A 16,502-nucleotide genomic window follows, 5' to 3' on the forward strand; every position below is an offset into this window, starting at 1 on the left:
GTCTGGTTGGATTTCCAGGCGTCGTATCGCGCGCGGGTTTCCGCGTTCATGGGATAGAGGCCGGGGAGAGGCACGTCCTTGTCGACTTCGGCCATGATCCAGGCTTCCATCCGCTCCTGTTCCGGAGCCTCCGCCAGGATGACGTCGAGATAGGCAGCGGGAATGACGACCGCGCCATCCTGATCGACGACGATGACGTCGTCTGGAAACACCGCCACGCCGCCGCAGGCGATCGGCTCCTGCCATCCGACGAAGGTCAGGCCGGCAACCGAGGGCGGAGCTGCCGCACCATCGCACCAGATCGGCAGGCCGGTGCCCAGCACGCCCTCGACGTCGCGCATCACGCCGTCGGTGATCAGCGCGACTACGCCACGCCGCACCATGCGGGCGCAGAGGATGTCGCCGAAAATGCCAGCGTCGAGGACACCCATCGCATCGGCGACCGCGATCACGCCGTCCGGCATGGCCTCGATCGCGCCACGCGTCGAGATGGGCTTCGACCAGCTTTCGGGCGTCGCCAGATCCTCACGCGCGGGCACGAAGCGGAGTGTGAAGGCGCGGCCCACGAGACGCGGCTGCCCGGGACGGATCGGCTTCGTGCCGCGCAGCCAGACATTGCGCAGTCCCTTCTTGAGAAGGATCGTGGTCAGCGTTGCAGTGGAGACGCCCTTGAGCGTCCGGACGACCTCTGGATCAAGGCTCATCAATAAATCCTCAGATGCTGGGAATGAGGCCGCCGTCGATGCGGATAACGGAGCCGGTGATGTAGGACGCGCGGGGGCTGGCGAGGAAGGCGACTGTGTCGCCGTATTCGTGGGGATCGCCGTAGCGCCCGACGGGAATGGCCGCAGTGCTTTCGGCGGTGACGTCAGCCACCGGCCGGTTCTCCCGCGACGCTTTCTGCTCGTCGAGAAAGACAATGCGATTGGTGGCAATACGACCTGGCAGGACGATGTTCGCGGTGATGCCGTCGCGACCCACTTCCCGGGCCAAAGTCTTCGACCAGCCGACGAGAGCGAGCCTGAGCGCGTTCGAAATACCGAGATTGGGGATCGGCGCGACGACGCCCGACGAGGTCGAGGTGATGACCCTGCCCCATTTGCGCGCGCGCATTCCTGGAAGGACCAGATCGGTCACGCCGATCACCGACCGCACCATCTGGTCGAAATGCTTCGACCAAAGCTCTGGTGTTTGCCCGCTGGCTGGCGTCGGCGGCGGACCGCCGGTGTTGTTGATTAGGATGTCGACCGGGCCGAGTTCGGCCTCGATGCGGCGGATACGCTCCGGCGCCACAGGCAGATCAGCAATATCCCAGCCGATTGCGATTGCACGAGCCAGACCCTGTGCGGTCTTCTCTGCCGCGCTCTCGTCGATATCGGCAACGGCGACGTTGGCTCCCTCGGCCGAGAGGGCTCGTGCGATGGCCCCGCCTAAACCGCCGCCCCCTCCGAACACCAGGGCTGTCCGTTCCTTTAGGTCGAGATCCATGCTTCCTCCGGCTCGCGGCCAATATGCCGATGTGGTCGGAGGAGAGAAAAGCTTGTGAATTCTAGGTTCACTCCATAGAAATTCTTCTGATGGAAACGCGCTTTCTCGAAACCTTCCTCCTCGTCGTCGAACATGGTTCGCTGGCGGAAGCGTCGCGCCGGCTCGGCATAACACCGGCAGCCGTCGCCCAGCGCATGCAGGCCGTCGAAGAGGAAATTGGGGTACCGCTTCTCATCCGCGCCGGGCGACAGGTACGCCCCACCGAAGCCGGCCTCGCAATCCTTGAGCAGAGCCGGCGTATCCTCTCGGATGTCCGTCATTTGCGCACCTTGGCGGCAAAGGACGAGCCGTCCGGCGAGCTTCGCCTTGGCGCCATTTCCACCGCGCTGATGGGGCTGCTGCCGTCCGCCCTGCAGCGCCTTCGCGGAACGGTGCCGGACGTCGAAGTTTTCCTCCTACCAGGAACTTCTACGAGCCTCTACCAGAGTCTCAACGAGGGCACGATTGACGCTGCGATCGTGGTGCAACCGCCTTTTCCGATCCCGAAAAGCTTCGACTGGACTCTTCTGCGATCCGAACGCCTCATCCTCCTTTGCCCAACCATCTGGTCGGAAGAAGACGCCCATACGCTACTCGCGACCCGTCCGTTCCTTCGCTATGACCGCAACAATTGGGGCGGCCGGCTCGCCGACCAATACTTGCAGAAATCCGGGATTACGCCGCGCGAATGGCTGGAACTGGATTCGCTGGAAGCTATCGCGGTCATGGTTGGCAGCGGTCTGGGTGTGGCCCTGGTGCCGGACTGGTCCCGTCCTTGGCCGGACCTCGGAAACTTCGTCCGGCTAGAGCTTCCCCTTCCCGCCGAACCGCGCGAGATCGGAATGCTATGGCCGCGGAGCTCCCCTGTTCGGCGCCTTGTCCTGGTTCTCCTCGATGCACTTTGCGCCACTCCGAGGGCGTCCTTGTCCGACAATAGGGATATGGCCTCGAGATAGTGCTTCAGGCCGATCGTCACCGGCTGTCGTCTTCATCGGACTCCGATCTTCGGTGGAGATCGTCACCGACTACAGCTCCATGCAGGTCAAGAGCGCAAACTCATCGAACAGGGCGCTCCTGTTCCTGCCTGACTGGATCGTGCAAATGCCGATTACCTCGGTGTCAACAATCTCTCGAGTGGAGGCTTGTTAATGTCACGCGGCAAATAATTTAATTAAATGGCCGCGGTCGAAAACTTTCAGACACGCTAACCAGATCGGGTGAGGACATTGCAGAGCTTAGGAGTGAAGAAGCGGACGCGGTGACGTCGTCTATGCGATCGACGGAAATCAACGCAGCCACCATCTCTACGATGTGATGATCCTCCGCGCGGATCGCTACGTTCAGAGCGGGTAGAGCTGGCATCTCGGCCACGATACGATTGGCAAACCGGCTAGCCTTGTTCAGTACGCAGGGAGTGAAACCAATTCCCCCTGCGGCAAGCTCGTAGGCGTGGAGGCTGCTGTTGACGTCGATGATACGTTCGATCTGGATTTTTGCCTTGCGCAATTCCGTGAAGGCGAGATCCCACACCCCACGTTCTTCGGTAGACTGGATGAAGGTGCCGTTTCTCGCACCTATCCATCCAAGCTCCACGTTTATGAGCTCGTCGGTGGGCGCCTCGACGGCCGGTATGTACATCGTCAAATCCAGGTCATCACGAGCCCAGAGCGTCTCCGACGGCGCGAACGTGATCTCCAGTTCATAACCGCTCGACTGCTGTAATGCCCGGATGATGGAAACGATGTCACTTGCACCAAGAAGGCTGGACAGTCCAATTTTAAGTCGTCGATGTGCTGTCCTGCCGCTGAGCGAGTTCTGGAAGATATCGTTTATCTTGCGGACAGCGTGAAGGACGTGCTCTCCGTCTTTGGACACCCTCACCGTGTGCCCATGCCGCTCAAAGATCCTGATGCCGAGGCCCTGCTCGAACCGTTTTACGGCAAGAGAAATGGCCGGCTGAGATAGTCGCAGCAGATCGGCAGCTTTGGTGAATGAAGCGCTGTCCGCCACCGCCAGGAGAATCTGTATGTCTCGCATACGCATAGCGAAGAGCTCCTTGAATCAGAGTCTACTCCCTCGCCGCACTCATGGGTTGCTGACTGAACTTAAATGATGGGTCGCGGGTTCCGCACCCGATGAGTTCTCTCAGCAGCTGGCGCGAGAATTTTTCCAAGGACACATCGCCCCAACGGAAAATGGCCGAATAGTTTTTTTTAATTTTACGTCAAATTTCCGCCATCGTATCATCGCAGCGAAGACCAATCTAATAAATAAAAACTAAATTGAGGTCGAGACGTGTTCAACCACAGAAACTCGTCCCTGTATTGGCAACATCAAAATAAGTTCCACGGAAAAAGAACGGCCGTAGGAGTGAAAGCTCGCGAGAAGTTGCGAGTGTCTTCCTGTACACATTTGTTCATTGCCGTACTGACATTGCTGTTTTCGCTGGCCGGAGTCCGTCGAAGCGTTTTGGTCCAGAGATATCAACTGGCCGCGCAGGACCGGATACGCGCCAGAATTGTGGAGTGGTTCCATGAACTCAGATCGCCAATAGACGGTCAGTTCATATGCCGGCGTCAGGGGGGCTAATATGCAACAGATGCCTTTTGAAACTGTTCTCGCTGGGCAAAACGTCCTACTAAGGGAAGGTTTGGCCCGTGTTCTGCCCCCTTCTGATTTCAAGATAGTCGCATCGACAACCTGTATCGACGATCATGTGGTTGCTTTGGTGACGCGGGAGAATGCCGCTTTGCTTATCATCGACGTTAGCGATGATTTCGATGCTGCGATCGCTCAAATTGAATGTTTCAAACGGCAGTGTCCACTGGGTCGGGTCGTTGTGCTGGCGCATCAGCATCTGTTTCCCGAGATTGTGTCCGCACTCCGCGCCGGCGCGAACGCTTACCTAGTCAACATCGCTACGTGCGAAGCATTCATCAAATCCCTCGAACTGGTGATGCTTGGCGAAACGGTTCTGCCCCCGGCGATGTTGACCGCCATTTTCGATCATGAAAGCGACCGTCTGGTTGGACACCGCATCTGCTACAACAACCAGAAATGCATCGAAGATAGGCTCGCAGGGCCACGTCATTTGGACGATGACGATGCTGACACGTCCTATGATAACGGCGCGGCTGTGCGAGAGCTTCCCCCAGTCGGCGGCGGTTGCACGCCGCGTCTGTCGATCAGGCAAAAATCCATTCTGAGCTGCCTGACCGAGGGCGATTCAAACAAGGTCATCGCGCGCAAGATGAATATTGCCGAGGCCACCGTGAAGGTGCACGTCAAAGCAATCCTACGCCGGATTCACGTTCATAATCGCACGCAAGCGGCAATCTGGGCGATGAACAGCGGCTTATTTTTCTCGGCGAAGGATGTCCACCGATCCCCGGGCCTGTTGAATGAAACCCCGGCCGACTTGGATGTTGCGAACGTCTCGCCGTCGGGGCTCATCAAGAGATCGCCGCCAGCGCGCGAGCCCAATGGAGCTGGACGCGCCGCCCTGTCGAACCTCGGTTTGCTGCTCCGCAACGGCGTTCACCGGAGCGGTCATTGAGGACTGTCACGATGCAACCGGAGAGTTATCATTATGTGGCGATTTCGATTGCTCATCGACCTCTTCGAGCCCGAGGGATCTCTCATGAGGAAGGTCCGCCGTGTTGGGGCGGGCTTGGCTATGGCCAGCCTGACCACGGTCGGTCCGGCAATGGCCGAGTATCGGGTGGACGTCGGTGACGTCATCGAAATTCAGGTCGCAAGAGTTCGCGAACTGCAACGACGTGTGACGGTCACGCCGGAGGGCCGCATATCTTTCCCAGTACTGGGCAGCGTGTCGGTGGCAGGTCTTTATCCCTCAGAGATGGAAGCGAGAATCCAGGCGATGATGGGCACCAAGGTGTTCAGGCAGTTATCGACGGACGGACGCGAATATGCGGTGGAGATAGAGGCCGATGAGGTCACGGCGAGCGTAGCGCAATACAGGCCCCTCTATATCAATGGTGACGTCTTGAGGCCCGGCGAGTTGCCTTTCCGCCCATTGATGACCGTGCGCCAACTGGTGGCCGTGGCGGGGGGCTACGATCTGTTGCGGCAGCGGGCGGGCAACCCGGCAGTCCTCGCGGCGGATCTGCGGAGTGAATATCAGTCGCTTTGGATGGAGCTCGCCAGAGAGGAAGCGCGGGTTTTGCGGCTCAAGGCTGCGTTGGGCGGCAAGGACTTCATTGAGGCCGAACTCTTGACGCCGTCGACCGTTCCTTCACTCAGAATCGCGGAAATCGTCGAGGTCGAATCCGATCATCTGAAGACCGAAAATTCGGACCATGAACGCGAGAGATCTTATCTCACCCGGTCCATCAAGCAGGCGGACGAGCAGATCAAGATGCTCGCGGCGCAGGAGGCGAAGGAGGAACAGGGAACACAGGCCGATATGGAGGAACTGCAAAAGGTCGAAGAGATGTTCGGCAGGGGCTCCTTGCCGAGCACCCGCGTGACCGAGGCGCGGCGGGCCGTGTTGCTGTCGTCCACTCGGAAGTTGCAGACCGGTGCGCAGTTGATGGAGGTCAAGAAGCAGCAGGACCAATCCGCGAGGCAGCTGGAACGGCTTGAGGACCAACGCAAGATTAAGCTGCTGCAGGAGTTGCAGGACGCACGCATGGCGCTCGACCGCACTCAAGCCAAGCTGCAAGGGACTGGCGAGAAACTGCAATACACAGGACAAAAACCGCATCTCCCTCGCGATCAGGAACCCAAGCCAAGTTTTTCGATCGTCAGAAAGGGTGAAAAGGACCGTCAACGCATCGTCGCGAACGAGGATTCCGAGCTCCAGCCGGGTGACGTGGTCGAAGTAGCCCTGCGGTCGGAATATACGACGGGAATGGACGTGCAGTCGCCCGCCCCCGACGCGCAAGCGCATGCGCTGGCGACGCCATAATCCTTATTCGGGCTTTGAACGTGTGCTCGCAGGAATGTCGGGAGCCTTAGTGATATCTCGGCCCTTGGACGACGGCACCGAAGCGATCTTCAACTCGCTTTCAATCCCGAACCACCGGGGAACGCGCCCGCCAGCAAGTAGCATGACGGTCGTAAGGATTATCCGCAGGTCGTTTAGCAGGCCGATTTCCCGGCAGTAACGCTCGTAGTAACCGAATTTGATCGGCATGATCTTGTGCCGGTAAAGGATAACCGGATCGTCGTCCCGATCGAGCAGGGAACTCTCGTCTCGAAACAGGATCGCGGCATAATCCGTCATTCCAGGACGTACGGAGAGGATGATGGCCCTCTGCTCCGAGGAGTAGAATTTCATGAACTCGGGCACCTCGGGACGGGGGCCGACAAGGGACATGTCGCCGAACAGAACGTTGATGAGTTGCGGCAGCTCGTCGAGCTTGGTCTTCCTGAGAACGGCACCGACACGCGTAACCCGCTTGTCCGCGCGCACCGTGAGTGCCGTGTCGCCCGCCGCCCTCCGGACACCCATCGACCGGAATTTGTAGATTCGGAATTCGCGGCCGTCGCGCCCCACGCGATCCTGCCGAAAGAAGACCGGGCCGGGACTGTCTCGTTTGATCGCGATCGCGACGATCAGAAATATCATCGATAGTATGACGAGGCCGAGAGCTGACCCAACGACATCCAGAGCGCGCTTGAGTGCAAGCGTCACCAATGACGGCCGAGCGATCGTCGGACGATCGTCGCGAGCAGACATGGCGTGTCACTCCAAGATGTTTCGTACCACGGCCACGACGCGATCGATCTCGTCGTCGGTCATGCCTGGAAACAGTGGCAACGTCACTGCGCCGGCGAAATAGCGGCTGGCGACGGGGAAGTCATCGGGCTCGCAGCGATAGCGCTCCTTCCAATAGGTCATCTCGTGCAAGGGTCGGTAGTGGACCGACGTGCCGATGCTTTCGGCGGTCAGACCCGCGATCAACATATCACGGTTGGCGCGCGCGGTTTCGTTGACCCGTATCGGGAACATGTGCCAGGCATGAAGGCCACCCTGAGGTGCGGGCGTCGGACATTCGACGGGCAGGCCTGCCAGCTTTTCGAGATAGCGTTCCGCTGCCCTTTGTCGCGACAACTGGAAGCTCTCCGCCCGCGAAAGCTGGACCACGCCGACAGCGGCCGCGACGTCGGTGAGGTTGTATTTGAATCCTGGAGCAACGACGTCATAGGACCAGGAGGCGCCAACCTTGCGGAACCGGTCGAAGGCATCACGATCGAGTCCGTGTGTGCGCATGGTGCGCGCCCGCACGGCAATCTTCGGATCCCGGGTTACGATCATGCCGCCTTCGCCGGTGGTGATCGGCTTGCTCGCGTAGAAGCTGAACACGGTTGCGTCGGAATCCCAGGATCCGATCAAACGGCCATCGCGGCGCGTCGGCAATGCATGAGCAGCATCCTCGATCACTCTCAGGCCGTGACGGCGGGCAAAAGCCAACACCTCGACCATGTCACAGGGATAGCCCGCGAAATGAACCGGCATAATCGCCTTGCAGCGCGGCGTCAGACGCCGCTCGGCCTGATCGAGATCGATGCAGCGCGTACCTTCCTCGACATCGACCAGCACGATTTCCGCCCCGAGATAACGGATGACCGAAGCGGTCGCCGTGAAGGTCAGCGTCGGCACGAGGACTTCATCGCCGGGGCCGATGCCGCAAGCTTCTGCGGCGAGATGAAGCCCGGCGGTAGCCGAATTGACTGCTACCGCCTCCACATCGCCGCCCATGAAAGCGGCGAAGCTTTGCTCGAATTCGCGCGCCTTGGCGCCGGTCGTGAGCCAACCCGATCGGAGCACCTCGGTCACGGCTTCGATCTCCGCCTCCCCGATGATCGGCCGGAAACATGGGATGCTGGTGGGAGCGGGCCGGACCTCTGGTTCTCGTGGTCCTGACGGAGGTTCGTCTTTCGTTGGCCGACGGGATTGCGTCAGTGTTTCGAGAGGCTGCCGGTACCGCATAGCTTCACCTCGATGCTGAAGATCAATTCACCGTGCTGCGGAGGCAATTCGATTCAGGTGCATGAATTCGGTTTCCCAACCGGTGATGTTGAAGTCAGCAAAGCTCTCGGTTCCGTGCTCCTTCAGATAAAGGACGTTGCTGTATGTCGGCAGGGAATAGTCGCCAACCTGGTTGGAGCGTACGAGCCCAACGACCTGTGCGATGCCACGTTCGATTGTCCAGGCCGGCTCAAATCCGAGCTGAGACCGGATCTTTGCGAATGAGACCCGATAATTGCGTTTATCGACGAACGTATCGTCTGAGGTGATGACTGCATCCGGGACTTGTCTGTTGATGAGCTCGGCAATCTCGCCCAGCGTGTAGTTCTGCTCATCGCTTCCGACATTGAAGGATTCACCCGCCACCAATTGGGTTGTGGCCCGCAGTGTCATGGCTATGGCACGCGCGACGTCATCGACGTGTACGAAGGGGCGCCACTGATCCGCGCCGTAGACGGTGATCATTCCGTCTCGGACAGCCTTGGCGCAGAGCAGGTTGACGACCAGGTCGAACCGCGTCCGGCCGGAGATGCCGTAAATGGTGGCAAATCGCAGGCAGGTTACGGAGAAATTGGGATCGTTGAGGCCGCGCAGAACGGCTTCGGACGCGACCTTGCTTTGTGCGTAGAGCGACTGCGGATTAAAGTTCGACTCTTCGTCCACGATGTCGTCGCATGCTCCATAGACGGAGCAGGAACTGGCGAAGATAAACCTGCGTACGCCGCGAGCCTTGGCGATCTCACCGATCACCTTGGTTGCCGTCACATTGATGTCGACCGTCAGATCGGCATCGACCGCACAGGCCGGGTCGCCCACGAGCCCACCGAGATGGATAACCGAACCCATTCCGCTCACGGCGCGTGTGAGTGCCTCGATGTGGCGGAAATCCTCGCGGATCAGAGTGAAGTTCGGGTGGCCCGACACCCGGGACAGCGTCTCATCGCCGAAATGCATGGCATCCAGAACCGAAACCTGGAGGCCCTGGTTCAGCAATTTCTCAACGAGCGCCGAACCGATATAGCCCCCGCCCCCGATCACAAGGACTTTGTCCTGGGAAGTATCGACCCGAATATTACTGATAGTAAGGTCACTCGCACGTCGATCTTCCGAACGCACTTCCGACCGCAGAACAAAGGAAAGCACGCGCGAAAGCGAATGCAGGATCATCGATCCCAGGATCGTCGCGATCAACAAACTGAATGTGAGTTCGCTGGGTGGTTCCTCAATCAACAGGACCGAGCCCGCAGCGATGAAGAGTGCAATGTTGAGCCAGCCGATACGGCGAAGCTTCGTCCACAGACCATAGCTATAGGTCCGGGTATAGAATCCAAACCCGGTGAACGCGAGAAGCGCCAATATCGTGCACAGACCGACAACGAATGCCGTATCTGCTGACTCGGCTGAGGTCAGCGAAGAAATATTGCGGCCCTCGACGATGGTCCAGCTGAACAAAAACGCCGCCCAGATTGACGCAATATCGACGGCGATACGCAGGATCGTCCCCAGGGGCGGAACGAACGAGAGGAGATAATGAGGCATTGCCGGTGCCTCGAGCCAAGATCTCGTCGGTGTCGTCATGGACATCGTCTATCTCCGCGGCATCGGATTTCGCTCGATCGCACGGCCCGGTTCCATCTCGCGTTGGCGATCCGGAAAGTGTCCGTACGTCGCATTGATGCGCGGAAATGATAGTCTTACCCGTCCTCCGGGCGCGTGACTAAACCGTGTTATGACCAGTATGCGTCAGGCGAGCGAGCGCCGAAGTTGTGCATGCGCGCATGCCGATCCCTGCTGCCGCCGTCAGTGTCACTACGCATCTTGGCAGCGCCCGCGAGAACGATGCCGCGATGATCTCAGCGCGACTTCGCGCAGACCCAATGTCGCTGAAATCGCGTACCCCCATGTAGGTATACTCCGTCATACGCGGACGCCCGTTACTGCGCTGTGGTACTCATCTCGGAAGTAGAGCCGTGCTGTCGGACCCGAGTGATACCGGAGGGCATGACGCGAAATGAATGCACTTCCAAAACCACAGGGTATTCGCACGAGACCGCACGTGCTTTGCATCGGCGGAGAGGACCATGCTCTTCGTGTTCCGTTCCTGCTTGCTCTGCGTGAGCGCGGCTTTCAGGTTAGCGCGGCGGCTACCGCCGATCCGGCGCCGTTCGCGCGTGCGGGGATCGACTACTATCCATTTCAGTTCGACCGGTTTATCGCACCGCTGGCTGACCTGACGGCGTGCAAGGCGCTTGCGAAGCTAATCGCCGATGTTCGCCCGGAGATTGTGCAGAGCTTCGACACGAAGCCGGACCTGTTGGTACCCTTGGCTGCAGGACGCATTCCGGGGGTCAATATCGTCTGTACGATTAACGGCCTAGCTTATCTCTATTCATCGCGTTCGCCGAAGGCACTGTTGCTTCGCCCGATTTGGCGCGCGCTTCAACGGATTGCGGCGCGTTCGACAACGGTGACTGTATTCCAGAACGTCGATGACCAGACGTTCTTCGAACGGTATGGCATGACAGGTCGGAGCGCCAAGCGGTTGATCCCGGGGTCCGGTGTCGATGTCGACAGGTTCGACCAGGCTGTCGCGACCGGGCCGTCTCCGGAAGAGCTCCGCCACACGCTTGGCCTCGGCGGCTGCGAAACGATCGTCACGGTATCGCGCATGACGCGGCAGAAGGGAATTCCGACCTTGCTCGAGGCGGCAGCGGAGGTCCATCGGCATCGTCCGGGCGTCCGATTTCTGTTGGTGGGGCCGCGGGACAGCGAGGGCCCGCTCGCCGTAACGCAAAACGAGATCGACCGACATAAGCCCTACGTGCTCGCACTCGGTCCGCGCTCCGACGTACCGTCATTGCTCGCTATTGCGGACGTGTTTGCTCTCCCGACCGAATACCGCGAAGGCATTCCGCGCGCACTGCTGGAGGCAGCCGCCGCGTCACGCCCGATCGTGACAACCCGGATGCCTGGTTGCCGCGACGTAATTCGCGACGGCTGGAATGGTTATCTGGTTGCGCCGCATTCGCCACGGCAACTGGCGGGCAGAATTCTCGATCTGCTCCGCGATCGCGAAACTGCCGGGGTGATGGGCACACGGGCCGCAACGTTGGTCCGAAGCGAATTCAGTCTCGAGGTGATCGTCGAGCGATACGCCTCGCTCTACGAGGAGTTGATCAACCGTTCGCTTCAGAAGCGGATGAAACTGGGTGTGGAAGGGCTCGAACGCGACCTTTGCCAAGATAGTGCGCCGCAGTTCGGCATAGCCCATTTGGACATTACGCTAGCCTGCCGATCTGGCGCGCGGTTTTGACATGCTGCGGGATCTTCTCCTCGCATCCGGCCTTCTACTGTCGACCGCATCTCAACTGAGACTGGCGGGTCTTCCGGTCGGACCGGGCGAGCTTTTCCTATTGACCTGGGTCCTTCTGATGTTGGGCCGTGAGGCAGCTCGGCTCGGACCGCCAATTACGCCGCCGCTCACTGTATTGGTGATGTTCTGGGCGGCTTTTGCTGTGGCCCAGAGCATAGGCACGATGACGGGATACGTAATCGGGGATGTTCACGACCCGAGCCTGTTCCGGCACGACATTATGGCTTACGCCCTTCTGGCGATTGTCAGTTGTCTGTTAGTAGTAGGACCCGGAGCCGGCCCGCATCTACATCGAGTCAGTTGGCTTCTGGTCTCGCTGGGTGCCGGATTTCTCCTGATCCAGGTCGCCGGCGGTTTTGACGTGATCGATATCGGCACGATCGATCCCTGGTACTGGGAACGCTTCCGCGGTTGGTCGTCGAACGCCAACCAGCTTGCCCTGCTCTGCGTAGTGCTCGCGTTGCTGTCGCTTCATTTGGCTGAGGTGGCATCCCGAACCGGAGAGAGGATTGCTGCGATCGCGTGTGCCATCGTGCCGGTCTATGTGGGCCGGCTTTCGATGAGCGATTCATTCGCCCTCGTCCTGCTCTTCAGCGTGCCGATCTTTCTCGCGCTCAAACTCCGGACATGGACGCGAGAGGGCAGACCCACTTTTCGATCCGCATTTGCATGGATCGTTATTCTGGCTCTTCCGGCTGTGGTGGTTTCTGTCGTTCCGCTGGTCAACTCGATCGCGGTCGAAGCCAAGGATATTGCCAAGGAGATAACCAGGGGAGAGGACGCCGATACGGAGCGCTCGGCGTCCATCCGGTTTGCCATCTGGGGCGATGCGATCGACCGGGGTCTCGAATCTGCAATGCTGGGGCTCGGTCCGGGGCCCCACCTCGAGAATCCGTTTCGGATAGGCATGGGACCGCTTTCGGAGGAAGCTCGAAAAAATCCCACTACACCACAACCATCATCGCTGCCGAATTTCGAGGCCCACAACACACTACTCGATCTGTTCATGCAATCCGGTTTGCTCGGGATCCTGAGCGTCGTTGGGCTCGGAGCGATGACGCTCGCAGGCACCTGTAGGGCGAAACTGGACGGCCTCACGACCTTGCTCTGCGGCCTGGCAATATTCAGCTGTTTCCACCTCATTGTTCGCCATCCGATTTTCTGGTTCGCGATCGCCGTGTGCTTGGTTGCGGGGGACGCAGTCCGCCGTGCGCCCTACAGGCGAACCTGGAGCTGAGGACATGCTGCGATCTCTCATCGATGAGCATGCCAAGGGTGAGCGGGGCGAACCGAGTCGGCGGCCAGCCGTACACGGGAGCAGGCGTTTGTGGGCGGTCCGCCCGCCACCTGTCGATCAGGACCGGCATTTTCTTGATGTAGTCCGGGTGCTGTATCGCCGAAGGTGGATGATCCTGACAGTTGCGATCATAGGCGCAATGCTGGCGGCCGCTGTCGGCTTGTTGATCGCGCCAAAGTATACGGCAATCGCCAAAATTGCGGTTGAGCCGCCGCAGGGCTCCTTCGATGGTCGGGGGCCATCTCTCGGAGAGGAAATAATTATCGACACTCACATCGCCACGCTGGACTCGCGCGGTCAGATGGAACGGGTTCTCGACAGCCTGTCGTCCGGAACTGATGCGAAGACTGTATCGCCGACCAGTGTAGGTTCCGATGCAGATCCGACGTCGAACCAAGGGCGTGGATTGAGTTTGGCAGAATTAGCGCGCCGCCTGAAAACGTGGAGCCGGATCGGAGTGCAACGTGACAAGGGTCTGAACCTCGACCAGCTCGAACGCGGCTCAAAAATCACCCAAGCGGGCCGTTCACGCATCATCAGGGTGGCATTTACGTCAAAGAACCCGCAGCAAGCGGCCGCATTGGCCAACCGGATAGTCCAGCTTTACGTCGACGCCCAGTATGAGCAGAAACGCACGTCGATGAACCGGGAACTGACGAGGCTCGGCAAGCGAGTTGCTGAACTTAAGAACGAGGCCGAGGGTACGCGGTCGGAGGCGCAAGTGCTGGTCGAACTCCAGCGACGGCAGGACGAGCTCCGCAGCCAGATCGAGTTCATCTCAGCCGATGTCGGCGTCGCTTCACTCGCGAACACGCCGGAACGGCCTAGCTCTTCCAATCCGCTCCTCTTCATCCTTCCGGCGTCGCTCATCTGTGCGATTGGCGCCAGTTTGTTTGCTGTGATCGTTGACCGACTCGATCGCAGATTCCGCAGCGAACGCGATGTCGGTGATGCGCTCGGCATCCCCTGCATCGGACTCGTGCCAAAGATCGCATCAAGGCGTAGAGTGCGCCCTCACCGATATCTGTTGGCTGAGCCATTTTCGGCCTATTCGGAAGCGATAAAGTCGGCGGCTGCGACGCTGAAGATCGTGGCGAACAACGAAGAATCCAAAGTTGTTCTGATCAGTTCAAGCGTTCCGATGGAAGGAAGATCGACACTTGCCCTGAGCCTCGCCGCATACGTCGCCGTTCTAGGCCGTCGCGTGGTTTTGGTTGACCTCGATTTTCGGAGGGCATCGTTACTCGGAAAGCTTTCCGGCCGGACTGACCGTGAGATCCGTGATCTCCATTCCCAAAATCGACCACCAGGCGAAATCATCCAGCCTATCCCGGGCCTCGGCCTCGACTACCTCCCGATGCCGCGCCGCCAAGCCGATCCGTTGGCGCTCGTTGCCAATGAGCAGATGTCGAGCCTCCTACAGGAGCTGCGGGACAGCTATGACTGCGTGATCATCGATGGCCCACCGGTGCTCGGCGCGACGGAGGCCCGCCTCCTCCCCGCCCTGGCGGACAGAGTGCTATTCGTCGTGAAATGGGGGGACACCAGACGGGACGTGGCGCAAAATGCACTTCGCCTGCTCCGCGATGCTGGCTGCCTCGACAAGGAATGGGACGAACTGCCCGTTGCCATCATCACCCAGGTCAATCTGAAGCAGCACGCCCGATACGGATTCGGAGATACCGGCGAACTGAGGATGAGATACCGGAAGTATTACGCTCGTTCCATGAAGGCGTGGCGATCGGCGGGGCCAGCGGCGCGTTCGACCTCGAACAGTGGGCGTCGCTCCGTTTCGCCAGACGCCCCTGCCGCTTCGCCTGTCGAATGACAGATGCCCGTCATGCCTAGAGGCGACCTCGAAAACCAGTCGGCCAATCGTATCGCCCGCGGCGCCTTTGCCGCTTTCATCATCTACAGCGCGGGTGTTGGGCTCGCGTATTGCTCCCAACTCGTCATCGCACGGTTCCTGGCCGTCGATGCTTATGGCGTGTACGCATACGTCATGGCTTGGGTCACTGTCCTTGCGTATTTCTCGGCGCTTGGCTTTGATATAGCGCTGCTGCGTTTTCTGCCCGCTTATGAGGCGGAGAGCGCATGGCCCCTTTTTCGGGGGGTGATCCAGTACGCGGAACGACGCGCGCTGGCCGTCGGCATTCTCATTATTCTCGCCGGCGCTTACATCGTCCTGGTTCGAGATATCTCAACGCAGCTCAGAGACACCTTTCTCGTCGGTCTCTTTTTGGTGCCGGTGTTGGCGCTGTTGTGGATCCGCAGTTCCGTCGTTCGAGCATTCGGCGGCGTGCTGTGGGCGGTGGCGCCCAACCGCGTGGTGCGAGAGGGAATAGTGATTGGATTGGTCAGTCTCGCAAGCGTGGGTCTGGGCTGGAGCCTCGACGCATCAAGGGTGATGATGGCGACGCTGGCAGGCGCCGTCGTCGGGCTGCTATTAGCCACCCTCGGGATGCACAAGCTGCGTCCTCACGTCATAGACAGCGCCTCGCCGGAATACGATGCAGAGGTTTGGCGCCGGGCGGCTCTGCCGCTCGTTATCATGGCTGCGATCGAAGCCCTTCTGAACCGGACCGGGGTCATATTGTTGGGCTGGTTCGGGGACACGAACGCGGCTGGAATATACAGCTTGGCATTCAATATTGCCTTCGTCGTCGCGCTGCCGCTGGTCGCGATCAATACTCTGTTCGCGCCGACCATCTCGGGCCTGTTCGCTAGAAACGAGCAAGTGACGCTGCAGAAGCTCATTACGAAGGCAGCAACATGGACGCTCGCCGCGTCGAGTTTCATCGGCGTGGCACTGTTCGTCCTCGCCGCAGAGCTTTTTGCCTGGTTCGGCCCGGGTTACGAGGCCGGTGTGCCGGCGCTTCGTATCCTTCTCATCGCCCAAGTGATTGTAGCCGCGGGCGGCTCGCAGCTTCACGTCATGATGATGACAGGACATGAGCGCAGCGCGGCTGTACTGCTCGTGTCCAGTACGATCGGCAATTTGGTCGCGAGCGCCGGGTTGATCGGCGCGTTTGGCCTGAACGGCGCGGCGATCGGCACTGCGGCGACCCTGATCATATGGAACTTGGCGATGGCGCTGTTTCTCTGGCGTCGGTTGGGATTGATGGCGGGTGTGCTTGCCTTCTTTCAGGTCGGGCTCGCGAGGACGGGATGGCTATTAGCCAGGGCCCCGCCACCTCTGCGGCGCGCGCTCGGTCGGCTCCGGCATTCCTTCCGGTTCTGAGGTTCAGGCGACGCTAGCTCTTCTGCAGGCTGGTAGAGGGGTCGTGTGGCGCATCAGGGCGGCCTCG

General features: G+C 59.8%; 13 protein-coding genes. 7 read left to right on the plus strand and 6 right to left on the minus strand.

Annotated elements, in window-relative coordinates:
* On the minus strand, nucleotides 1-704 hold a 704-nt coding region (locus tag ACFPFW_RS11410; RefSeq protein WP_114956180.1), incomplete at its 3' end, for a ribonuclease activity regulator RraA.
* Between the two features lie 10 nt (nucleotides 705-714).
* The gene (locus tag ACFPFW_RS11415) at nucleotides 715-1,488 is read right to left on the minus strand and encodes an SDR family oxidoreductase (RefSeq protein ID WP_114956179.1); all 774 of its coding nucleotides are present in this window, start codon (nucleotides 1,486-1,488) and stop codon (nucleotides 715-717) included.
* 89 nt (nucleotides 1,489-1,577) lie between these two features.
* Between ACFPFW_RS11415 and ACFPFW_RS11420 the strand changes: the two genes are divergently transcribed.
* On the plus strand, nucleotides 1,578-2,483 hold the full coding sequence (locus ACFPFW_RS11420) for a LysR family transcriptional regulator (RefSeq protein WP_114956178.1): 906 nt from the start codon (nucleotides 1,578-1,580) through the stop codon (nucleotides 2,481-2,483).
* A gap of 211 nt (nucleotides 2,484-2,694) precedes the next feature.
* Here the strand turns inward: ACFPFW_RS11420 and ACFPFW_RS11425 are convergent, their stop codons facing one another.
* A complete protein-coding gene (locus ACFPFW_RS11425) occupies nucleotides 2,695-3,570 on the minus strand; it encodes a LysR family transcriptional regulator (RefSeq protein WP_114956177.1) in 876 nt (291 codons plus the stop codon).
* Nucleotides 3,571-4,117: 547 nt separating this feature from the next.
* Between ACFPFW_RS11425 and ACFPFW_RS11430 the strand changes: the two genes are divergently transcribed.
* Nucleotides 4,118-5,083, plus strand: coding sequence for a LuxR C-terminal-related transcriptional regulator (locus ACFPFW_RS11430; RefSeq protein WP_379770770.1), 966 nt, complete (start codon nucleotides 4,118-4,120; stop codon nucleotides 5,081-5,083).
* Nucleotides 5,084-5,203: 120 nt separating this feature from the next.
* Nucleotides 5,204-6,457, plus strand: a complete 1,254-nt coding sequence (locus ACFPFW_RS11435; protein ID WP_162799611.1) for a polysaccharide biosynthesis/export family protein — start codon at nucleotides 5,204-5,206, stop codon at nucleotides 6,455-6,457.
* 3 nt (nucleotides 6,458-6,460) lie between these two features.
* Here the strand turns inward: ACFPFW_RS11435 and ACFPFW_RS11440 are convergent, their stop codons facing one another.
* The 3 genes from ACFPFW_RS11440 to ACFPFW_RS11450 are packed head-to-tail and all read right to left on the minus strand — an operon-like array spanning nucleotide 6,461 to nucleotide 10,108.
* On the minus strand, nucleotides 6,461-7,231 hold the full coding sequence (locus ACFPFW_RS11440; RefSeq protein ID WP_114956174.1) for a sugar transferase: 771 nt from the start codon (nucleotides 7,229-7,231) through the stop codon (nucleotides 6,461-6,463).
* A gap of 6 nt (nucleotides 7,232-7,237) precedes the next feature.
* Nucleotides 7,238-8,485: a DegT/DnrJ/EryC1/StrS family aminotransferase gene (locus ACFPFW_RS11445; RefSeq protein WP_114956173.1), complete on the minus strand. Its 1,248-nt coding sequence runs from the start codon at nucleotides 8,483-8,485 to the stop codon at nucleotides 7,238-7,240.
* Between the two features lie 27 nt (nucleotides 8,486-8,512).
* Nucleotides 8,513-10,108: an NAD-dependent epimerase/dehydratase family protein gene (locus ACFPFW_RS11450; protein ID WP_379770775.1), complete on the minus strand. Its 1,596-nt coding sequence runs from the start codon at nucleotides 10,106-10,108 to the stop codon at nucleotides 8,513-8,515.
* A gap of 427 nt (nucleotides 10,109-10,535) precedes the next feature.
* Between ACFPFW_RS11450 and ACFPFW_RS11455 the strand changes: the two genes are divergently transcribed.
* From ACFPFW_RS11455 to ACFPFW_RS11470, 4 genes are read left to right on the plus strand one after another with little or no spacing between them, the layout of a single operon-like run.
* Entirely contained in the window at nucleotides 10,536-11,837 is a 1,302-nt protein-coding gene (locus tag ACFPFW_RS11455) for a glycosyltransferase family 4 protein (RefSeq protein ID WP_114956171.1), read from the plus strand.
* Between the two features lies 1 nt (nucleotide 11,838).
* Entirely contained in the window at nucleotides 11,839-13,134 is a 1,296-nt protein-coding gene (locus ACFPFW_RS11460) for an O-antigen ligase family protein (RefSeq protein WP_114956170.1), read from the plus strand.
* Nucleotides 13,135-13,138: 4 nt separating this feature from the next.
* Entirely contained in the window at nucleotides 13,139-15,022 is a 1,884-nt protein-coding gene (locus tag ACFPFW_RS11465) for a Wzz/FepE/Etk N-terminal domain-containing protein (RefSeq protein ID WP_114956169.1), read from the plus strand.
* A gap of 3 nt (nucleotides 15,023-15,025) precedes the next feature.
* Nucleotides 15,026-16,435 carry an oligosaccharide flippase family protein gene (locus ACFPFW_RS11470; protein WP_379770780.1) on the plus strand — a complete coding sequence of 470 codons (1,410 nt, stop codon included), beginning with the start codon at nucleotides 15,026-15,028 and terminating at the stop codon, nucleotides 16,433-16,435.
* Nucleotides 16,436-16,502 lie beyond the last annotated feature (67 nt).

The sequence above is a fragment of the Flaviflagellibacter deserti genome (assembly GCF_042652085.1).
Classification (GTDB): domain Bacteria; phylum Pseudomonadota; class Alphaproteobacteria; order Rhizobiales; family Methylopilaceae; genus Flaviflagellibacter; species Flaviflagellibacter deserti.

Coding starts and splice junctions, on each gene's coding strand:
- ACFPFW_RS11415 (WP_114956179.1), bottom strand. CDS start 1,488: ATGGATCTCGACCTAAAGGAACGGACAGCCCTGGTGTTCGGAGGGGGC.
- ACFPFW_RS11420 (WP_114956178.1), top strand. CDS start 1,578: ATGGAAACGCGCTTTCTCGAAACCTTCCTCCTCGTCGTCGAACATGGT.
- ACFPFW_RS11425 (WP_114956177.1), bottom strand. CDS start 3,570: ATGCGTATGCGAGACATACAGATTCTCCTGGCGGTGGCGGACAGCGCT.
- ACFPFW_RS11430 (WP_379770770.1), top strand. CDS start 4,118: ATGCAACAGATGCCTTTTGAAACTGTTCTCGCTGGGCAAAACGTCCTA.
- ACFPFW_RS11435 (WP_162799611.1), top strand. CDS start 5,204: ATGGCCAGCCTGACCACGGTCGGTCCGGCAATGGCCGAGTATCGGGTG.
- ACFPFW_RS11440 (WP_114956174.1), bottom strand. CDS start 7,231: ATGTCTGCTCGCGACGATCGTCCGACGATCGCTCGGCCGTCATTGGTG.
- ACFPFW_RS11445 (WP_114956173.1), bottom strand. CDS start 8,485: ATGCGGTACCGGCAGCCTCTCGAAACACTGACGCAATCCCGTCGGCCA.
- ACFPFW_RS11450 (WP_379770775.1), bottom strand. CDS start 10,108: ATGTCCATGACGACACCGACGAGATCTTGGCTCGAGGCACCGGCAATG.
- ACFPFW_RS11455 (WP_114956171.1), top strand. CDS start 10,536: ATGAATGCACTTCCAAAACCACAGGGTATTCGCACGAGACCGCACGTG.
- ACFPFW_RS11460 (WP_114956170.1), top strand. CDS start 11,839: ATGCTGCGGGATCTTCTCCTCGCATCCGGCCTTCTACTGTCGACCGCA.
- ACFPFW_RS11465 (WP_114956169.1), top strand. CDS start 13,139: ATGCTGCGATCTCTCATCGATGAGCATGCCAAGGGTGAGCGGGGCGAA.
- ACFPFW_RS11470 (WP_379770780.1), top strand. CDS start 15,026: ATGCCCGTCATGCCTAGAGGCGACCTCGAAAACCAGTCGGCCAATCGT.